Consider the following 15,994-nt stretch of genomic DNA (forward strand, 5'->3'; position numbering starts at 1 on the left):
CCTCACAAATCCTGAAGCCGCAGTTTGGTGTCGGCATTTTTCCACGCCGCATCAAGCTCGGCTTGCACGAAGGCGGCGGCTGACTGCTTGCCCTGCCCTTTCAGGCTTTCCACAAGCCCGAACAGCGCCCGCCCGCTGCGCGGATTCCTTTCCAGCTCGGCGCGAAAGACCGGCTCGGCTGCGGCGTAGTCGCCGCTTAAGAGCAGCGCCCCGCCCAGGGTTTCGCGCGTCGGCAGTTGCCAATCCGCCGGCTCGTCATACCTCAATGCGTCTTCGGCTTCGACTGCCCGCTTCAACAGATCAATCGCCGTCTTCTTGTCGCCCTTGAGCCATGCAATCTTGCCGGCAAGCAACGACTCGGCGACTTTAAACACCGTCGGCGCGGTGTTAAACCCGTAAGGCGAGTCGGCAGGGATCGTCTTCGTCGCCGCAATGAACAGCCTCTGCTCACTTTCGGCGTCACTGGCTTTGCCCGCGGCGACGTAAGCCAGGCCGCGCGCAAAGTGCCACATCGCGCCGGTCACCTTCAGCTTCTTGTCGGGCTCAGGCGACGCCAGCACCTCGTCCCACTTGCGAAAGCGCGCCAGCACAATCGTCGGCGTCGGCAAGAAGCTGTCGAGCATCGGCAGCATCACTTCGCCCATCGGCCCGCTCAGATACGGCTTCAAGTGCGCTTCGAGCTGAGCCGCGGCGCGCTGCGCATCCGTGAAGCGCCCCTGTAAGCAGTTGGCGATGGTCAGAAAGTGGAGGTTGTGCGAGTAGTACATCATCGAGTAGACGTTCTGCGCCCCCGCCACCTTGATATAGTCGCGGTCGGCCTCTGCGCCATAGACATTGGCGCGCGCCGCCGCTTCATAGTTGCCTGTGCGAATGTCAATGTGCGCCGGCATGTGGACGAGGTGACCGGCGGCCGGCGTCATCACTTTCAAACGCTGCGCGCTCGGCAGCGCCCACTCGGGGTGCGGCGACGCTTCGACGGCATGGATGTAGAGATGATTAGCGCCGATGTGGTCGGGGTTACGTTTCAGAATGGCTTCGAGGACGGCGACCAGCTCAAGCGTGCTTTCGGCGGGCTTGCCGTCGGCGCTCCAATACTGCCACGGGCTGAGCAGCATGATGCTCTCGGCATAAAATGTCCCGGCGTCGGGGTCGTCGGGATAGCGCCGCGCCACTTCGCTCATGGCGTTCTTGTAATCCAGATTCAGCTTCTTCAAATCGGCCTTCGGGTCGTTTGAATAGCGCCTGGCCAACGCCTGGATGTAAGCGCGCTCCGGCTCGCTCACCTTGGCGGCAAGCGGCAAGGCTTTCTGAATCGCTTCATACGCCCGCTTCTCGCGAGCCGGGTCTACGTCCATATTGATGTTCGGCCCCAGCGCCAGCGCCACGCCCCAGTAGGCCATCGCGCAGTCGGGGTCGAGCGTGGCGGCCTGCTGGAACGAGCGCACCGCCTCTTCATGGTTGAAGGCGTAGACCAGCCGCAAGCCTTGATCGAAGAAGCGCTGCGCTTCGGGGTTGCGCGTTGTGACCGGGTGGCGCAATTCACCGTAGCCTTCCATCAAGGTTACGGGCCGGGGCGCGGCCTCGTGTCCGGTGTGCTGCGCAATTGCCGGGGTGGATAACAGCAGGAAAGAAAGAGCGACCACAATTCGTTTCATCAAAGTCCTCCAGCTTATAGTAGAAAGACTGTTACGAACGCCCTGGGCTAACGGATTGTCTGGTTGTATCAGTGCGCGAACTTGCCGAAGCGGGCGCGGAACTCATCCTCTGACAGGTTCGCGGTTTCGGCCAGCTTCTTGAGCCATACGGCGTCAGTGAAATCTTTGGGGCCGAGGCGAACCATGTAATCGCGCGCCACCTGATAGCTTTCCGTGTCAACGTCAACGGCGCGACGGCGACCGCGGCCCGTCTCGGCATCGATCAGCTCGGCGAACGGCACCGCGTGCGCCTCGCCACCTTGCAGCGTCATCATCGCCCCGGAGCCGCCCTGCTTCAAGTAGCTCACCGCGGCGTAGCCGAGATCGCGCGCATACTCGGCGTCATAAGGAATGGGCGAGGCGCAGCGCAGCTCGTAGCCGATGGTCTTGTCAACAATCGTCACCTTGAAGCCGCGCTGTTCGAGCCGCGATTGCACTTCGGATTTCACCATGTGGCCGAGATCGATTTCGGTGACGCGGATGTTGCCCTGCTCGTCACGGTCTACGTCCTGAAGCTCGACGTTCTCTTCGGGGCTCAGGTGCTCGGCCAGCGCTTCGGCCATCAAGACGACGCCGAAGTCACGCCCCGAAGCGCGGCGCTTGATGATTGCGCCTTCGATGATGTCGCAGATGTCGTCGAGTTTGATCGTCTCTTTGCGAAATTCTTCGGGGATGATCGTGCAGGTGGCGCTGGCGGCTTTGCCGATGGCCAGCGTCAGATGGCCTGTGGGGCGACCCATGGTCACGCCGAAGTACCAGCGCACGGTGGTGCGCGCGTCTTCCATCAAATTCTTGACCAGCGCGACGCCGACGTGGCGCGCCGTCTCGTGGCCGAGCGTCGGCACAGGCAGCGGCATCCACACGTCGTTATCTATACTCTTGGGAACCAGCACGACGTTGATCGCGCCGCCGCTTTCCTGTTCGATGGCGACGGCGCTGCGAATCATGTCATCGCCGCCAATACAGACCAGCGCGTCAATGCCGATCTTGTTGAACGCCGCGATGGCATTTTCCAGGCTGCGGCGGTCGCGCGTGATGTCTGTGCGCGAGGTGCCGAGCAGCGAGCCGCCGTCGCGGTGCAGGCGCGAGACTTCGTCCGCCGTCAATTCATGCTGCTCGTCTGTGAAGCGCTCGGCGAGCCATTCAAAGCCGTCGTGAAAGCCGATGGGCGTGCAGCCATTATTGATCGCCTCGATGGCGACCGCGGCGATGACGCCGTTGGTGCCCGGCGCCGGCCCGCCGCCTACAATAATGCCGATTTTCTTGATTGCCATAACCTTTCCAATTGCGGATTGCGGATTGCGGAATCTGGAACGGGGATTATCTTCAGAGCTTGATGTCATCGGATAAAACTCGGGAATGAGTTCGATAATCCGCAATCCGCAATCCGCAATCTCAGTTGCCGAACCGGGCGCGCAGCTCGGCGGTCGTCATGCTGGCCGCGAGCGCCAGCTTCTCTAGCCACACCGCATTCTGAAAGTCCTGCGCCGTCAGCCGGATCATGTATTCGCGGGCGACGCGATAGCCTTCGCTTGCCGGGTCAACCAGGCGCACGCGCGTCTTGCCGGTCTCCGGCTCGCGAATGTCAGCGAAGGCCAGCGGCACTAGCCGCCCGCCCTGTATGCTGACCATCGCGCCCGACCCGCCGGCCAGCAAATAGCGGATGGCGCTATAGCCGAGGTCGCGGCAGTAAGCGGCGTCGTAAGGGATGGGGTCGGCGCAGCGCAGCTCGTAGCCGATGTTTTTATTGGTGATCGTCAAACGAATGCCGCGCGCCAGAAAGCGGCCCTGCACTTCAGCCTTGACCATGCGGCCCAGATCAATTTCGGCAAAACGGATGTGGCCGTGCTCGTCGCGCTCGGCGTCCTGTAACCCGGACAGCTCTTGCGGGTCGAGCTTCTCGATCAAGCCCTCGGCCAGTATGGCGACGCCGTAGGGCTGGTTCATCGCCCGCCGCTTGATGATCGAGCCTTCGACGATGTCGCAGATGTCGGCAAACGGCACGGTCGCGCTCGCGAACTCTTCGCCGATGATCGTCAGCGTCGCGCCCGACGCTTTGCCGATGCCGAGCGCCAGGTGGCCGGCCTTGCGCCCCATTGCCACGACCAGATACCAGCGCTTGGTCGAGCGCGCGTCTTCCATCAGGTTGCGCACCAGTTCGACGCCGACGTGCCGCGCCGTCTGGTAGCCGAAAGTCGGGATGTGTGCGGGCAGCGGCAAATCGTTGTCAATCGTCTTCGGCACATGGACCGTGTGAATCTGGTGGCCCGACTTTTCGTAGACGTAGCTCGACGACAGCGCCGTGTCGTCGCCGCCGATGGTGACCAGGTGCGTGACGCCGGCAGCCATCAACGTCTTGATGACCGACGAGATGGCCTGATCCGATCTGGTCGGGTTGTCGCGAGCCGTGCCGAGCACCGAGCCGCCGTCGAGATGAATGCGCGATACGTCTTCGATTCTTAGAGGGCGAATCTTCGAAGCATCTTCGCGGATGAGATGTTTGAAGCCTTCCTGCACGCCGACGACGTCGAAGCCTTCGTTGATGGCTTCGATGGCGGCAGCCGAGATGACCGCGTTGATGCCCGGCGCGGGGCCGCCGCCGACCAGGATCGCTAACTTGCGAGGCGCTGACATGCCCTTGATCTCCCTTGATGATTCCGGTGCCCGAATTAAAAAGATTGATTCTAGGGCGGCAACCGGAGAGTGACAAGTGACGAGTGACAAATGACAAGACGATGTGGCTCCGCGCCCGACATGACCTGGCCAGCGCGGTTCTTCTTGTCACTTGTCACTTGTCACTTGTCACCCGGTATTGCGCAGGCCGGCGGCGATGCCGTTGATCGTCGCGGCGAGCGCATAATTCAGCCCGTCGCTCGCTTCGCCGCTGCGCTTGCGGCGCAACAGGTCAACTTGAATCAGGCTCATCGGGTCAACGTAAGGGTTGCGCAGGCGAATCGAGCGCGCCAGCACCGTGTTCTTTTCAAGCAGCTCGGATTGCCGGCGAATGCGCAAGACGATGTGGTGCGTGCGCTCGAATTCTTCGACAATCATTTGAAAGATGCGCTCGCCGAGGTCACGGTCTTCGACCAGATCGGCGTACAAGCGGGCGATGGTCAGATCGGCTTTGGCCATGCCGATCTCGATGTTGCGAATCAGATCACCGAACATCGGGAAGTCATCCATCATGGTTTCCAGCAATCGCGCTTCGCCCGCGCCGCGCGCCGCAAAGCGCTCCATCGCATAGCCGACGCCGAACCATGCGGGCAGTACGTGGCGGCTCTGCATCCAGCCGAAGACCCAGGGGATGGCGCGCAGGTCTTCGATACCGCGCCGCGTGCTGCGCCGCGCCGGGCGCGAGCCGATCTTTACTTCATCGAACTCCAGCACCGGCGTCGCCTGCTCGAAGTAGGTCATCACCTCTTCGTTTTCAGCAATCCGCTCGCGGTAGAAGGCGAACGCGTCGCGGCTCATCTCTTCCATCGCCGCTTCCCATTCGCTTTCATCCGCGGCAGCGCTGCCGGGCCGCGCCAGGGCTTCGAGCGCCGCCGCAATCATCAGCTCAAGATTGCGCTCGGCGAGCACGGCGTCCGAATACTTCCAGTTGAGCACTTCGCCCTGTTCGGTAATTCTCAGCGCCCCATCAAAAGCGCCGACCGGCTGCGCAACGATGGCGCGGTGCGTCGGCCCGCCGCCGCGCCCGACGGTGCCGCCGCGACCATGAAAGAGCCGCAGCTTGACCTTGCACTCGCGGGCCACGGCGTGCAGGGCGCGGTGGGCTTTGTAAATCTCCCACGTGCTGGTCAGCATGCCGCCGTCTTTGTTCGAGTCCGAATAGCCGAGCATCACCTCCTGATGCTGGCCCCACGAATCGAGCAGCCGCGCGTAATCGGCGTTCGTCCACAGCGCCCGGCAGACCTCGGGGCAATGGCGCAGGTCTTCGATAGATTCAAACAGCGGCACAGGCATCAGGCCCGGATCATCGCCCGCGGCGGCGACGCCAACGCCCGCCAGCTCGGCCAGCCAGACAACCGACAAGACATCTTCGACCGCCCGCGCGCCGCTGATGACATAGCTCTGAATCGCCTGCGGCGGATAGGCGCGCTTTAACGCCGCGACGCGCCGCAGCATATCGATCAGCGCGGCGGTCTCTTCGGCAGGCGCGGCGGGCAATGTCGCATTCGCCGTCTGCTGAATCTCAGCGCCGCGCGACAGCTCGGCGACCGCCTGCGCGTGAACCCGCGCGTGCTGACGGATGTCGAGCGTGTGCAAGTGAAAGCCAAAGGTCTGCGCTTGACGAATCAATGGGTCGAGCAGTTGCTCGGCCAGCCGCTCGCCTTTATTCGCGGCCAAACTGTTACGCATCAAGCAGAGGTCGCCGCAGAATTCGCCGACGGCTCGGTAAGCGTCCGCGTGTTGCGGGTGATCGCGCGCGTGCAACAAACGATGCAGCACGAAGACCAGGAAGCGGCGATAGATTTCGTCTTTGGCGCGCAGCGGCGCGCTCGGGTCATCGGGGGCCATGCGCGCCGCGTAGTCTTCGAGCGCGGCGATCATCTCAGCCGATACCGCCGTCTGCATATCGGAAGGACTGAGCTGGCGAATCAGCTCGCGGGCGGCATTGATGTAATGGTCGAGAATGACGCGGCGCGCCATCTCTAGCGCCGCCGTTGTGGCATCGGGGGTGACGAAAGGGTTGCCGTCGCGGTCGCCGCCGATCCACGAGCCGAACTCGATCATCATCGGCAGCTCGCGCGACTTCACTTCGACGCCATAAGTCGAGTTCAGCGCGTCGCTGATCTCGTCGTAAAGTTTCGGCAACGTCGCAATCAACACCGACGGGTAGTAATCGAGCCCCATCTTGATCTCGTCGGGCACGGTCGGCTTGCGGCGGCGGACTTCGTCCGACTCCCACATCGCCGTGATGTCCGCGGCGATGGCTTCCTGAGCAATCAGCGCCTCGGCGTAAGGCAAGGGCAGTTGATCCAGGCGCTCAAGCTCGGCGGTGATGTGCTGGCGTTTGAAAAGGACCGTGCGGCGCGCGACTTCTGTCGGGTGAGCGGTGAAGACAGGGATGACGCGAATGCGGCGCAACAGGTCGAGCGCGTCGTCAACGGTCAGGCCGGCATCGCGCATGCGCGCAAACGTGCCGCGCATCGAGCCGGGCTGCGGCGGGCGGTCAATCAGGATTTCAGCGGCGCGGCGACGGCGCTTGCGGTGATTGGTCTCGGCCAGGTTGGTCAACTCGAAGTAGGTGGCAAAGGCTTTCGTTAACTGGTGCGCCTGTTCGACGCTCATCTCGGCGACGAACTGCCGCGCCTGCTCCATCAACTGATAAGCGTCCGCCGGACGATTGGCCTGCGCCTGCGACTCGCGATGCTCGATGGCCAGCAAGCGCAAGCGTTCGACGTGATCGAATAGCGCCTGGCCGGCCTGCTCTTTCAAGACGTCGCCGAGCAAGCGTCCGAGCGAGCGCACGTCGCGGCGCAGCGGCGCTTCTTTCAGCCGCGGGTCGTCGCTCATCATTTCGTTGAGCCGCGCCGTTTGATCTTCAGGTGCCCAGAGGGCCTCTTTCATCGCCATCGTGTGAGCCTCCGCCCGCTGCAAAAAAACAGAATCGCATACCGCCCATGCTTTTTCCACAACCCGCGAGCCCTGTGCGCCGCGCAACGATCAGCCTGCTTGACGATGAGAGAGGCAAAGGCTAGGCTGACCGAGGCGCTGCCGCCGACATCAGAGGAGATGAAAAGATGACGAAGATTGTTTTTGCTGCCGCAGTGGTTTTATGCCTGCTGGTCGCGCTGGGCGGCGCGGCACAGGCGCAGGCGAAGAAAGACCCATGCGACAACGCCCAGACGCAGGTCGAGATAAACGACTGTCAGGCCCGCGAGTACAAGAAAGCCGATACCGCCCTGAATGCCGTTTACAAACAGTTGATGACCAAGCTGGAGGATGAAGGCGAGCGCGCGGCTCTGAAAGCGGCGCAGGTGGCATGGATCAAGTTCCGCGACTCTGACTGCGAGTTTGAAGCCTACCAGAACAAGGGCGGAACGATTTATCCGCTGATCTACGACGGCTGTTTAACGACGCTGACGCAACAGCGCACCAAGCAGTTGCGCGAGTTGCTCAAAGATCGTTGATGGCGGCTGGCCCTGCCGGCTTCATTCGAACTGGCGTTTGAATTCGAGGAACTGCTGTTGCAGATCGGCGAGCTGCTGGCGCAACGTCTCGACATCGCTTTCGAGCTGCGCGAGGCGCTGGTTTTCGGCGCGCACTTCAAGCACGGCGGCTTCTGCGCGCGGCGCGGCGGGCGCTTCTTCGACATGAACTTCGCCGGCCAGCAGGTGAGCGTAGCGCGATTCCTTGGTGCCCGGCTGGCGTGGCAGCTTGACGATTAACGGCGGCTCGGAGGTCATTAATGATTCGAGCGTCATCTCGACTTCGGCCAGCTCGGCGAATTCATACATGCGGCCCGTGCGGCCTTTGATCTCACCGATGGTCTGCGGCCCGCGCAGCATCAAGACCGCCAGCACGGCGGTCTCCTGCTCAGCGAGATTGTACTTCTCTGACAGCCTGTGCTCGTACTTCGGCACGCGCGCGCCGGCGGCGGTGACTAGCCAGACGAGCTGCTTTTCGCGTAAGGATTCCAGGGCGCGGGCGACCGTGCGCTCGTCATAAGAGACGACCGGCTCGCGGCCCGTCAGTTGATTGCAGGCGTTGACCAGCGCATTCAGTGTCAGCGGATAATACTCCGGCGTCGCCATCTGCTTTTCGACCAGCGAGCCGACGACTCGCACCTCAATCGCATCCATCAAAGCATCCATACAGCCTCACTGTCGCAATGTGCTGAAGATTACAAAATCAATTGGCGCGGCGCAGGCGGCCCCAGAAATCGCCGGTCAGGTAATCGGGGTCAACACCTTCGTAGCGCGCCTCCAAATCGGCCTCGGCCAGCACATGACCTTGCAGCCAGATGTTGGCGCTGAAGGCCGCGCCGATCTTCAACTGGCCGCGCAGGACATCGCCATTGACGATCACTTCCAGGCGGATCGTGCCGGCGTCAATGTGAACCCAGAACAACTCCGCGCCGGTCGCCGGGTTGCGCAAGCCGCGCCACGCCAGCACTCGCCCGTTGATCACGTAATCGTTCTCGCAAGCCTGCGCGACCAGGCCCTCGATCTCTGTGGCCTTCAGGAAGCGTTGCGGCGGTTTCTGTGGGCTCGGTTTGTCCGGATAGTTCGTGACGTAGGCGCTATAGGCGAGGCCGGCAATCGCGATGTGCAAGTGCGAGGCGCGCCACTCAAGGGCCGATATTTCCGTCAGGTTCTGTAACTCAAAGACGACATCGGGGCCGCCATACAACGTGCCTTCGATGATGGCTTCGCCGTCCTCGTCGTACTCGATCAACTCCCAGGGCGTCAGGGCGCGCGGGTAGCGGCTGCGGAAAGCCGGGCGGCAGTCGGCAAAGTAAGATTCATCGCCTTGCTCGAACAGCACGGCCCAGACTTCCAGGCCGTCGCCGAGCTTCCAACAGCGCCCGTGCAGGATCGCTTTGCCGCGTGTCGCCCGCGAGCGCGCCCCGGCGGCATCGACGTATTCGATGAGCGAATTGTAAGACGCCTCGTCCGTCACCTGGACACCAACCGAGGCGAACAGCTCGGTCATCACAGAACTCTCGCCGGCCTCCGCCGGGCTCGCTTGATTCTTCATAAGCAGTTGCCAGTTGCTAGTTGCCAGTTGCCAGTGCGTCGCCAAGCTCCGTTAGGAGCGCAATGTATATAGTCATCGAGTCGGTTTGACCGGCAAGTCCCGTAGGAGCGCGATGTTGACATTGCGCTCCTACGGAGCTTCGTCTTTATTGGAACGTCCCGACTATAAACATCGCGTCCCTACGGGACTTGGTATCTGACAACTGGCAACTGATAACTGGCTACTTGCTTTTCGTTTCTTCGCCGATCTCGGCGTTCAGCGTGTACTCGTGCCCGTCGCGCAGGATTTGAATCGCGATCTTCGCGCCGGGCATTTTGCCGGCGATGATGCGATTGAACTGCACGTAAGTAGTGATGGGCTGGCGGTCAACGGCGGTGATCAAATCGTCTTTGCGCAGGCCGGCGCGGGCGGCGGGCGTGCCGCGCTCGGCGCGAACCACCAGCACGCCGCGCGTCTCGACGGGCAGCTTCATCAAGCCGCGAATGTCGTTATCAATGTCACGCGTCACGAGGCCGAGGAAGCCGCGGGTCACGCGCCCGCGCTCGATCAACTGCGGCAAGATGGCCTTCAGTGTGTTGATGGGAATCGAAAAGCTCAGGCCCTGCGTGCGCTCCAGCACCAGGGTGTTGATGCCGACGACGCGGCCCTGCGCATTGACCAGCGGCCCGCCCGAATTGCCGGGGTTGATCGCCGCATCGGTTTGCAGAAAATCATCGAACTGGCCGCCGAAGCCCGTGCGCCCTTTGGCGCTCAGAATGCCGAGCGTCACCGTGTGATCCAGTCCGAGCGGGTTGCCGATGGCGATCACCCATTCGCCGACTTTCAGGCCATCGCTATCGCCGAGATCGGCCACCGGCAGCGGCTTGTCGGGCGACTGAATTTCCAGCACAGCGATGTCGGTCGCTTCGTCATAGCCTTTGATCGAGGCGGGAAACTGCCGCCCATCATGGAGCGTGACCGTCACGTTGTTGACCAGCTTGGTCGCCGCTTCCGGGCTGCGGGTCGTGCTGTTGCGCCGCCCTTCTTCGGCGTTGATCAAGTGAAAGTTGGTGGCAATCAATCCCTTCGGATCAATGATGAAGCCGCTGCCGATGTTCTCGCCGCCTTCGGCAAGCGAGCGCACGTTGACGACCACGTCGTTGACGCGCTCGGCGATGCCGGTCACGTCAAGCACCAGCATCGCCGGGCGCTGGGTATCGGCCGAAGCCGGGCGCGGCACCGTTTGTGCGGCCGTCTTTTCCTGGCGGGCGACGTTGGTGATCGGCGCGGCCAGCACCGGCGCGACCAGCACGAAAGTCATAGAGAGGGCGCGTAGAAGTTTAATCATTGCTCTGTCCTGAATGGGAATTTTTCTTGCTCGCGGCATCGGGCGCGGGCGCGCGTGAGCGCATGCCGCGAATGTTGCGCGCCGGCCCATAATTCGGGCGCTGACCGGAGCGCACCATCTCGGCGAACAGGTCCACGTCATAGTCGCAGTCGCGCGACATCTCTTCGCGGATGGCATGCAGTTCTTCCAGAAATCTCGGCTTGCGATACATAACAACAGTGACAAGTGACAAGTGACAAGTGACAAGTGAAACAGTGCAAGCCGGAGCCAGCCCGCAATCGGCGTGACATCGTCTTGTCACTTGTTACTTGTCACTTGTCACCCCCGTTAGAATTCCGCGTTAATCAAAAACTCTGGCGTCACGATCATGGGCACAAAGAAACCCGCCAGGGTATTGAACAGGTTGATGCGCGCTTGCTTGTGAACATTGGCGATATGGCCGAAGTCCCAGGTCACCAGCAGGTCGGCTTTGTTCACCGATGCCACCGCGACGTGCAGCGCGTTGCTCAGATACTTGCGGTGAAAGATGCCGCGCTCGATGTAGCCTTCGGCCAGGATGGCGGCCTCTTCGCTAATCCCGTACTGCGGCATGGGGCGAATCAAGTTCAAGTAAGCGGCGCGGCGCGGCTCGTCCATGCGCTCCAGCTCGCGCACCACGAGCGGCGACACATGCGGCTCGTAATCGCGCAGCTCATGCTCCCACCAGCGAATCGTCAAGTCGCGCCGGAACGGCTCGCCATTATCGAGATAAGCACCGACCACAGACGTTTCGATGTAGAGCGTCTTCTTCATATCGCAGGAGTTATTCTAGCACAGCGGTAAACCAGGAGGCAGGAAGCAGGAGGCAGGAAGCAGGAGGCAGGAATAAAGCCGTGAAGGCAGCAAGGTATGTGATCTTCGCATCATAGCCTGCTGCCTTCTGCATTTGTACGGATGTCTTGACTGCTTCCTGCTTCCTGCCTACTGCCTCCTGACTTCTGCCTACTGCTTGATGATGGCGGTCGTGTGCGGCTGGAAGCGCACACTGGTGCGCGGGAAGTCAATGGTCACCAGAAAGTGGCGCAGAAAGTCACCGCCGAGGATGCCGCTCTGCTCGAAGCCGCTGGTCTCGTTGATGGCGTCGAAGTCGAGGACCAGGGCGCGCAGGTTGTTCTGCTTGAGGTCGGCGACGCGACAGTTACGCAGGAAGAGCAACTCGACGTCGTTGGTGATGCCGGCAGCGCCGATGACGCTAATGCGCTGGCCCTGGATGATGCGGTCGCGCATCTTCAGCCGTTCGACCGCGGCCATCGAGACGGCGGTCGAGCTGGCGCCCGAATCGAGTATGGCGTTGACCGTGTTGGTGCCGTCGAATTCGGTCTCTACACTGATCAAGCCGTTCTGCGTCATGCGGAACGGGATCGTCGTCGTGCCGGGCGTATCCACGACGGGCACGGGCCGCTCGGTGTTGCGATCCAGGATCAGGCGGCCTTCTTTATAATCCAGGCCGGTGATGAACCGCGACAGGATCGACAGGCCGATGAAGCCATCGGCGCGCTCGTCTGCCGGGCGTTGCTCGACGCCATGAAAGGGCCGGATGAAACATGGCACCATTCGGACTTTGACGTCGTTCAGTTGCAGCGCGCCGATCAGGCCATAGACGATGGAGAACTTACCATCGCCGCCGATGCCCTGCGACTTGCCGCCGCGCGCGATCTCGGAGACCCCCAGCCGCTTCGCTGAGTCCTTCGAGATCACCGTGAAGCCCGAGCCGGTATCGATGACGAACAGCGCATCGTGCCCGTTGACCTTGACGCGGATGTAAGGCCGGCGGTCCGAGCCCAGACGGAACGCGACTTCCGACAGCGGCGGGCCGCTGACCTGATGCACCTGCAAGCCTGAGAGGCGGCGATAGAAGCGGATCAATCCCTGTATGCGGTCGCGGCGGTCGGTATCGCTTGCGGGCGCAAGGTCCAGGAACATCGTGTAGGCATCGGCGGCCTCTTTGAAATCTTCGGCGCGCGACGAGGCGCGCGCATAGGTCATCACGTAATCCGGCTCATCCGCATCGAGGCGGTGCGCATACAGCGCCTTGGCACGCGCCTCGTTGACACGGCCTTCGTAATAATCCAGCTCGGCGGCAGTGCCATAGGCAAGCGCTTCACGGCTATCGAGGCGTATGGCATCGGCAAGCTCGGGCACCGCGGCATGCAGAAAGCCCGAATGCAGCAGCGCCGCGCCGGCCAGCGCGTGCGCCCGCGCATTGGTCATGTCTATTTTCAGCGCCGCGGTTGCGTAGTCAAAGCAGCGCGCATAGTGTTGCAGCTTCAGGTAGGCGAAGGCGGCGCCGAGGTGTGCCTGAAGGTCTTGCGCGTCGTGGTCAATCAGATTGGCGTAGGTGTTGGCGGCGGCCTCGAAGTCGCCCTTGCGCAGCGCCTTGCGCGCATCGCGCATCGCCTCTTCTCTAATGCCCTGAGCTTTTTGATCGGCGACATCGGCCCGCACGATGGGCATCAGCACCAGCGTCGCGAGCAAACCGTAAAGAAGCAAACTTCTCGTTCTGCGTTTACGCCTTCCGGCTGCCTGTGGCTGAGCGCAAGCTGTCGCCGCAAAGCCACTGGGAACGCGGAACCAAGAAGCAAGAACTGATGGTCGAGCGCTCTCGATACCTTTGACCTTCATGACTAATTCTCCCGGTCGTTGTGTACCACAAGAGCTGGTCGAATCCGTTGCGGGCACCGTGCAAAGGACTCGTCAAAGAGTGTCGTAACCACTGGCGTTGAGCCTGACGCCGCGCGCCCGTCTTCGCTAAAGATGACGGGTCTTTCTCATCAGCGCCAGCCGCCTGCCTGTCGGCGGATTGTGGCCAGAAAAATACTATGCTGCTTGCGGGGTGAAGTCAATCACGCTTTCAAGCGCGGCGTTGGTCGCCCATAAAAGTGCTAGGCTCGAACGGTGTCCCTGCCGTTCGAGCCTGAAGGCCATCCCGGGCGGGATGACACTTACCATTCGGGATGATTGTGGGTCGCGGCAATCATACGCCTATAAAATGCAATTTTCAATACCAAACACTCACGGGTTGCGCCCCCAGTTATTCAGCGCGGTTTTTTGCCGGCGGCGACCAGGTCACGCCGTTTTTGATTCGACAAAGAGCGGCGCAGGCAGAAGTTTTTATCGCCAAAAAGCCGAAAAATCGAAGAAAGTAATTGACATGAAAAGCCGAGTGCGGTTATGCTCAGGCATCCTCGAGGCCAGTGTTGTTATTCAACCGGCCTGGCGAGGAAAGGGAAGACGGTAAGTTGATGAAACACACGTATTCACAAATAACGGCTGAATGGGTCGGCGTTACGGGCGCCAGGGCGCTCGCACTTTGCCCTGACCGTCTGCGAAGCATTCGCCCGACCGCGCCGTTTATCAGCATGCCGCAGACCCCGGTCACAGATCCATAAGAGTTTTAAGCGTCAAAAGCGAACGCCGCCAGCGTCCAATTGACGCTGGCGGCTTTTGATTTTTATGGACGTTTTTTTCGGCGCGATCAAGGTCAACCGCTCACTCGACAGTCGTTTGAACGACGTGCCCGCGACCTGTCACAGAGGCTTTCCCAGGAAAGCTCGGAGGCCAGTATGCATTCGGTGACTTATAGAGAATTGCTCGGCAGAAACCATAACTTCCGCAGGCTCTGGATGGGCCAGGTCATCAGCGAGCTGGGTACATGGTTTTCCTTCATCGCCGAACTCGGCCTGGTGCGGCTGATATCGGGCTCGACCTGGGCGACGACCGCCCTGCTGGTGGCGCGGCTGCTGCCGTTCTTGCTGGTTGCGCCGGTCGCAGGGGTCTTCGTTGACCGCTATTCGCGCAAGCAGATTCTGATCGTTACAGACCTGCTGCGCGCCCTGGTGGCGCTGCTCTACGTCGCGGCGGGAGCGTTGCGCTCGGCGGAGCTGGTGATTATCGGCAGCGCGCTGATGGCGTCGCTATCGATGTTCTTTGAGGGCGCAAAGAATGCCGCCATCCCGAACCTGACGAGCGGACGTGAACTGCTGACAGCGAACGTCCTGATGTTCTCGCTGCGCTTCTTGCAGTTCACCCTCGGGTCGGCGTTGGGCGGCGTGACGGCGGCGCAGTTCGGTTACAACGTGGCATTCGTTGTCAACTCGCTGTCGTTTGTGGCGTCAGCCATCTGCATCGCGGCGATACCGGCTGCGGCCATGCGCAAAGCGGCGGTCGCGCCGGTGGCATCGGAAGCGGTGGCCGCCACCTCTGTTGAAGCAGCGGCGAGCGAGCCCATCGCCGGTAGCGAGCAGCCGGTAGCCGCCGGGCGCAAGCCTTTCCTGACCGAGTTGCGCGAAGGCTTGCGCTACATCCGCGCGACGCCGTTTGTGCGCGCCGTGATCCTGGTGAACATCGGCTGGGGGACGGGCGGCGGCATGAACAGCCTCCTCTTTGACCAGATCGGCGGTCATGTCTTCAGCGGCGGTGACCGCGGCGACTGGAACGTGGCGATGCTGTTTACGGCGGGCGGCGCCGGGGTCTTCTTCGGGATGCTGCTATCGCGGCGCATCGCCGCCTGGGTGAGCGACGAACAGCGCGCCGGTCACTTCATCGGTTGGGCGTTGCTGCTGCACGGCGTCTTGTTCGCGATGGGCGGCTGGATGCCGACGCTGCTGCTGATGTCGCTGGCGATTGCCGCCAGCCGCCTGGTGCTGGGCGCAGAGTTCGGCGTTCAGGAGACGATGATGATGCGAGTGATCCCGGACGATTATCGCGGTCGGGTGTTCACCACCGACCGCTCGCTTGAGCTGGCAACGATGGCCATCTCGACCATCGTCGCCGGCTGGCTGCTGACGCACTTCAGCCCGCGCGTGATGATGGTGGCGTCGGGGCTGTTGTCGGCGAGCCCGGGACTCTTCTGGTTATTGGCCATGTGGGCCGCGCGCTTCCGTGTGCCGGCGCGCGCGGTGCGCGAAAGTTACGGCGACTAGCCGCCTTCTCCGAGGAGCGTGGTGAGTCGCCGATGGAAAGGAGACGCAGCGATGAACATTCTCGCTTTGATACTGTTGGCGGCGCTCAGTTGCGGCATCGTCGCAGTGTCGCTGCGCCTCCACGCGGGTCTCGCGCGCCAGCGCGGCCTGCGCTCGGAGAGCCCAACCGATTGGGCGATGCGCAGCGGCGCGACGCAGCCGCTTGAATGGTAACCGACCGCCGCGGGCGTAGCGACGCACCCTCTGTGAGCTTCGCTACGCTCGCGGCGTTTTCGATAACCCGCCATCTTCCACACACTTCCTGC

13 protein-coding genes are annotated in these 15,994 nt (G+C 62.0%); 3 read left to right on the forward strand and 10 right to left on the reverse strand.

Translation table 11 applies throughout. The features are described 5' to 3' along the window. Positions 1-2 precede the first annotated feature (2 nt). From VJ464_09620 to ppc, 4 genes are all read right to left on the reverse strand, one after another. On the reverse strand, positions 3-1,655 hold the full coding sequence (locus tag VJ464_09620; protein ID HKQ05379.1) for a tetratricopeptide repeat protein: 1,653 nt from the start codon (positions 1,653-1,655) through the stop codon (positions 3-5). A 68-nt stretch (positions 1,656-1,723) separates the two neighbouring features. Then, the gene (pfp, locus tag VJ464_09625; GenBank protein ID HKQ05380.1) at positions 1,724-2,968 is read right to left on the reverse strand and encodes a diphosphate--fructose-6-phosphate 1-phosphotransferase; all 1,245 of its coding nucleotides are present in this window, start codon (positions 2,966-2,968) and stop codon (positions 1,724-1,726) included. A gap of 121 nt (positions 2,969-3,089) precedes the next feature. After that, positions 3,090-4,328, reverse strand: coding sequence for a diphosphate--fructose-6-phosphate 1-phosphotransferase (gene pfp / locus VJ464_09630; GenBank protein ID HKQ05381.1), 1,239 nt, complete (start codon positions 4,326-4,328; stop codon positions 3,090-3,092). A gap of 168 nt (positions 4,329-4,496) precedes the next feature. Beyond that, positions 4,497-7,274 (reverse strand): phosphoenolpyruvate carboxylase, encoded by a 2,778-nt coding sequence (gene ppc, locus VJ464_09635; GenBank protein ID HKQ05382.1) that lies wholly within the window; start codon positions 7,272-7,274, stop codon positions 4,497-4,499. A gap of 167 nt (positions 7,275-7,441) precedes the next feature. On the opposite strand from ppc, the gene VJ464_09640 reads away from it, so the two are divergent. After that, the gene (locus tag VJ464_09640; GenBank protein ID HKQ05383.1) at positions 7,442-7,831 is read left to right on the forward strand and encodes a lysozyme inhibitor LprI family protein; all 390 of its coding nucleotides are present in this window, start codon (positions 7,442-7,444) and stop codon (positions 7,829-7,831) included. Positions 7,832-7,852: 21 nt separating this feature from the next. On the opposite strand, the gene VJ464_09645 is transcribed toward VJ464_09640, so the two are convergent. The 6 genes from VJ464_09645 to VJ464_09670 all read right to left on the reverse strand — a co-directional run bounded on the left by VJ464_09645 (position 7,853) and on the right by VJ464_09670 (position 13,257). Beyond that, positions 7,853-8,515, reverse strand: a complete 663-nt coding sequence (locus VJ464_09645; GenBank protein HKQ05384.1) for a YceH family protein — start codon at positions 8,513-8,515, stop codon at positions 7,853-7,855. 37 nt (positions 8,516-8,552) lie between these two features. Further along, positions 8,553-9,401, reverse strand: a complete 849-nt coding sequence (locus VJ464_09650) for a DUF3881 family protein (GenBank protein HKQ05385.1) — start codon at positions 9,399-9,401, stop codon at positions 8,553-8,555. A gap of 220 nt (positions 9,402-9,621) precedes the next feature. Continuing rightward, positions 9,622-10,728: a trypsin-like peptidase domain-containing protein gene (locus VJ464_09655; GenBank protein ID HKQ05386.1), complete on the reverse strand. Its 1,107-nt coding sequence runs from the start codon at positions 10,726-10,728 to the stop codon at positions 9,622-9,624. Further along, on the reverse strand, positions 10,721-10,939 hold the full coding sequence (locus tag VJ464_09660; protein HKQ05387.1) for a hypothetical protein: 219 nt from the start codon (positions 10,937-10,939) through the stop codon (positions 10,721-10,723). The genes VJ464_09655 and VJ464_09660 overlap by 8 nt, the downstream gene beginning before the upstream one ends. Before the next feature lie 116 nt (positions 10,940-11,055). Further along, positions 11,056-11,520 carry a hypothetical protein gene (locus VJ464_09665; protein ID HKQ05388.1) on the reverse strand — a complete coding sequence of 155 codons (465 nt, stop codon included), beginning with the start codon at positions 11,518-11,520 and terminating at the stop codon, positions 11,056-11,058. Between the two features lie 189 nt (positions 11,521-11,709). Further along, the gene (locus VJ464_09670) at positions 11,710-13,257 is read right to left on the reverse strand and encodes an aspartyl protease family protein (protein HKQ05389.1); all 1,548 of its coding nucleotides are present in this window, start codon (positions 13,255-13,257) and stop codon (positions 11,710-11,712) included. Between the two features lie 1,073 nt (positions 13,258-14,330). Between VJ464_09670 and VJ464_09675 the strand changes: the two genes are divergently transcribed. Together VJ464_09675 and VJ464_09680 are read left to right on the forward strand one after the other, a co-directional pair. Next, positions 14,331-15,689 (forward strand): MFS transporter, encoded by a 1,359-nt coding sequence (locus VJ464_09675; protein ID HKQ05390.1) that lies wholly within the window; start codon positions 14,331-14,333, stop codon positions 15,687-15,689. A 51-nt stretch (positions 15,690-15,740) separates the two neighbouring features. Continuing rightward, entirely contained in the window at positions 15,741-15,902 is a 162-nt protein-coding gene (locus VJ464_09680; protein HKQ05391.1) for a hypothetical protein, read from the forward strand. The last annotated feature ends 92 nt before the right edge of the window (positions 15,903-15,994 follow it).

Source organism: Blastocatellia bacterium, from assembly GCA_035275065.1.
GTDB lineage: Bacteria > Acidobacteriota > Blastocatellia > UBA7656 > UBA7656 > DATENM01.

Excerpts from the sequence above, each read along its gene's own strand:
- VJ464_09665 (HKQ05388.1), bottom strand. The coding sequence starts at position 11,520 with ATGAAGAAGACGCTCTACATCGAAACGTCTGTGGTCGGTGCTTATCTC.
- pfp (HKQ05380.1), bottom strand. The coding sequence starts at position 2,968 with ATGGCAATCAAGAAAATCGGCATTATTGTAGGCGGCGGGCCGGCGCCG.
- VJ464_09680 (HKQ05391.1), top strand. The coding sequence starts at position 15,741 with ATGAACATTCTCGCTTTGATACTGTTGGCGGCGCTCAGTTGCGGCATC.
- pfp (HKQ05381.1), bottom strand. The coding sequence starts at position 4,328 with ATGTCAGCGCCTCGCAAGTTAGCGATCCTGGTCGGCGGCGGCCCCGCG.
- ppc (HKQ05382.1), bottom strand. The coding sequence starts at position 7,274 with ATGGCGATGAAAGAGGCCCTCTGGGCACCTGAAGATCAAACGGCGCGG.
- VJ464_09675 (HKQ05390.1), top strand. The coding sequence starts at position 14,331 with ATGCATTCGGTGACTTATAGAGAATTGCTCGGCAGAAACCATAACTTC.
- VJ464_09655 (HKQ05386.1), bottom strand. The coding sequence starts at position 10,728 with ATGATTAAACTTCTACGCGCCCTCTCTATGACTTTCGTGCTGGTCGCG.
- VJ464_09640 (HKQ05383.1), top strand. The coding sequence starts at position 7,442 with ATGACGAAGATTGTTTTTGCTGCCGCAGTGGTTTTATGCCTGCTGGTC.
- VJ464_09645 (HKQ05384.1), bottom strand. The coding sequence starts at position 8,515 with ATGGATGCTTTGATGGATGCGATTGAGGTGCGAGTCGTCGGCTCGCTG.
- VJ464_09660 (HKQ05387.1), bottom strand. The coding sequence starts at position 10,939 with ATGTATCGCAAGCCGAGATTTCTGGAAGAACTGCATGCCATCCGCGAA.
- VJ464_09650 (HKQ05385.1), bottom strand. The coding sequence starts at position 9,401 with ATGAAGAATCAAGCGAGCCCGGCGGAGGCCGGCGAGAGTTCTGTGATG.
- VJ464_09620 (HKQ05379.1), bottom strand. The coding sequence starts at position 1,655 with ATGAAACGAATTGTGGTCGCTCTTTCTTTCCTGCTGTTATCCACCCCG.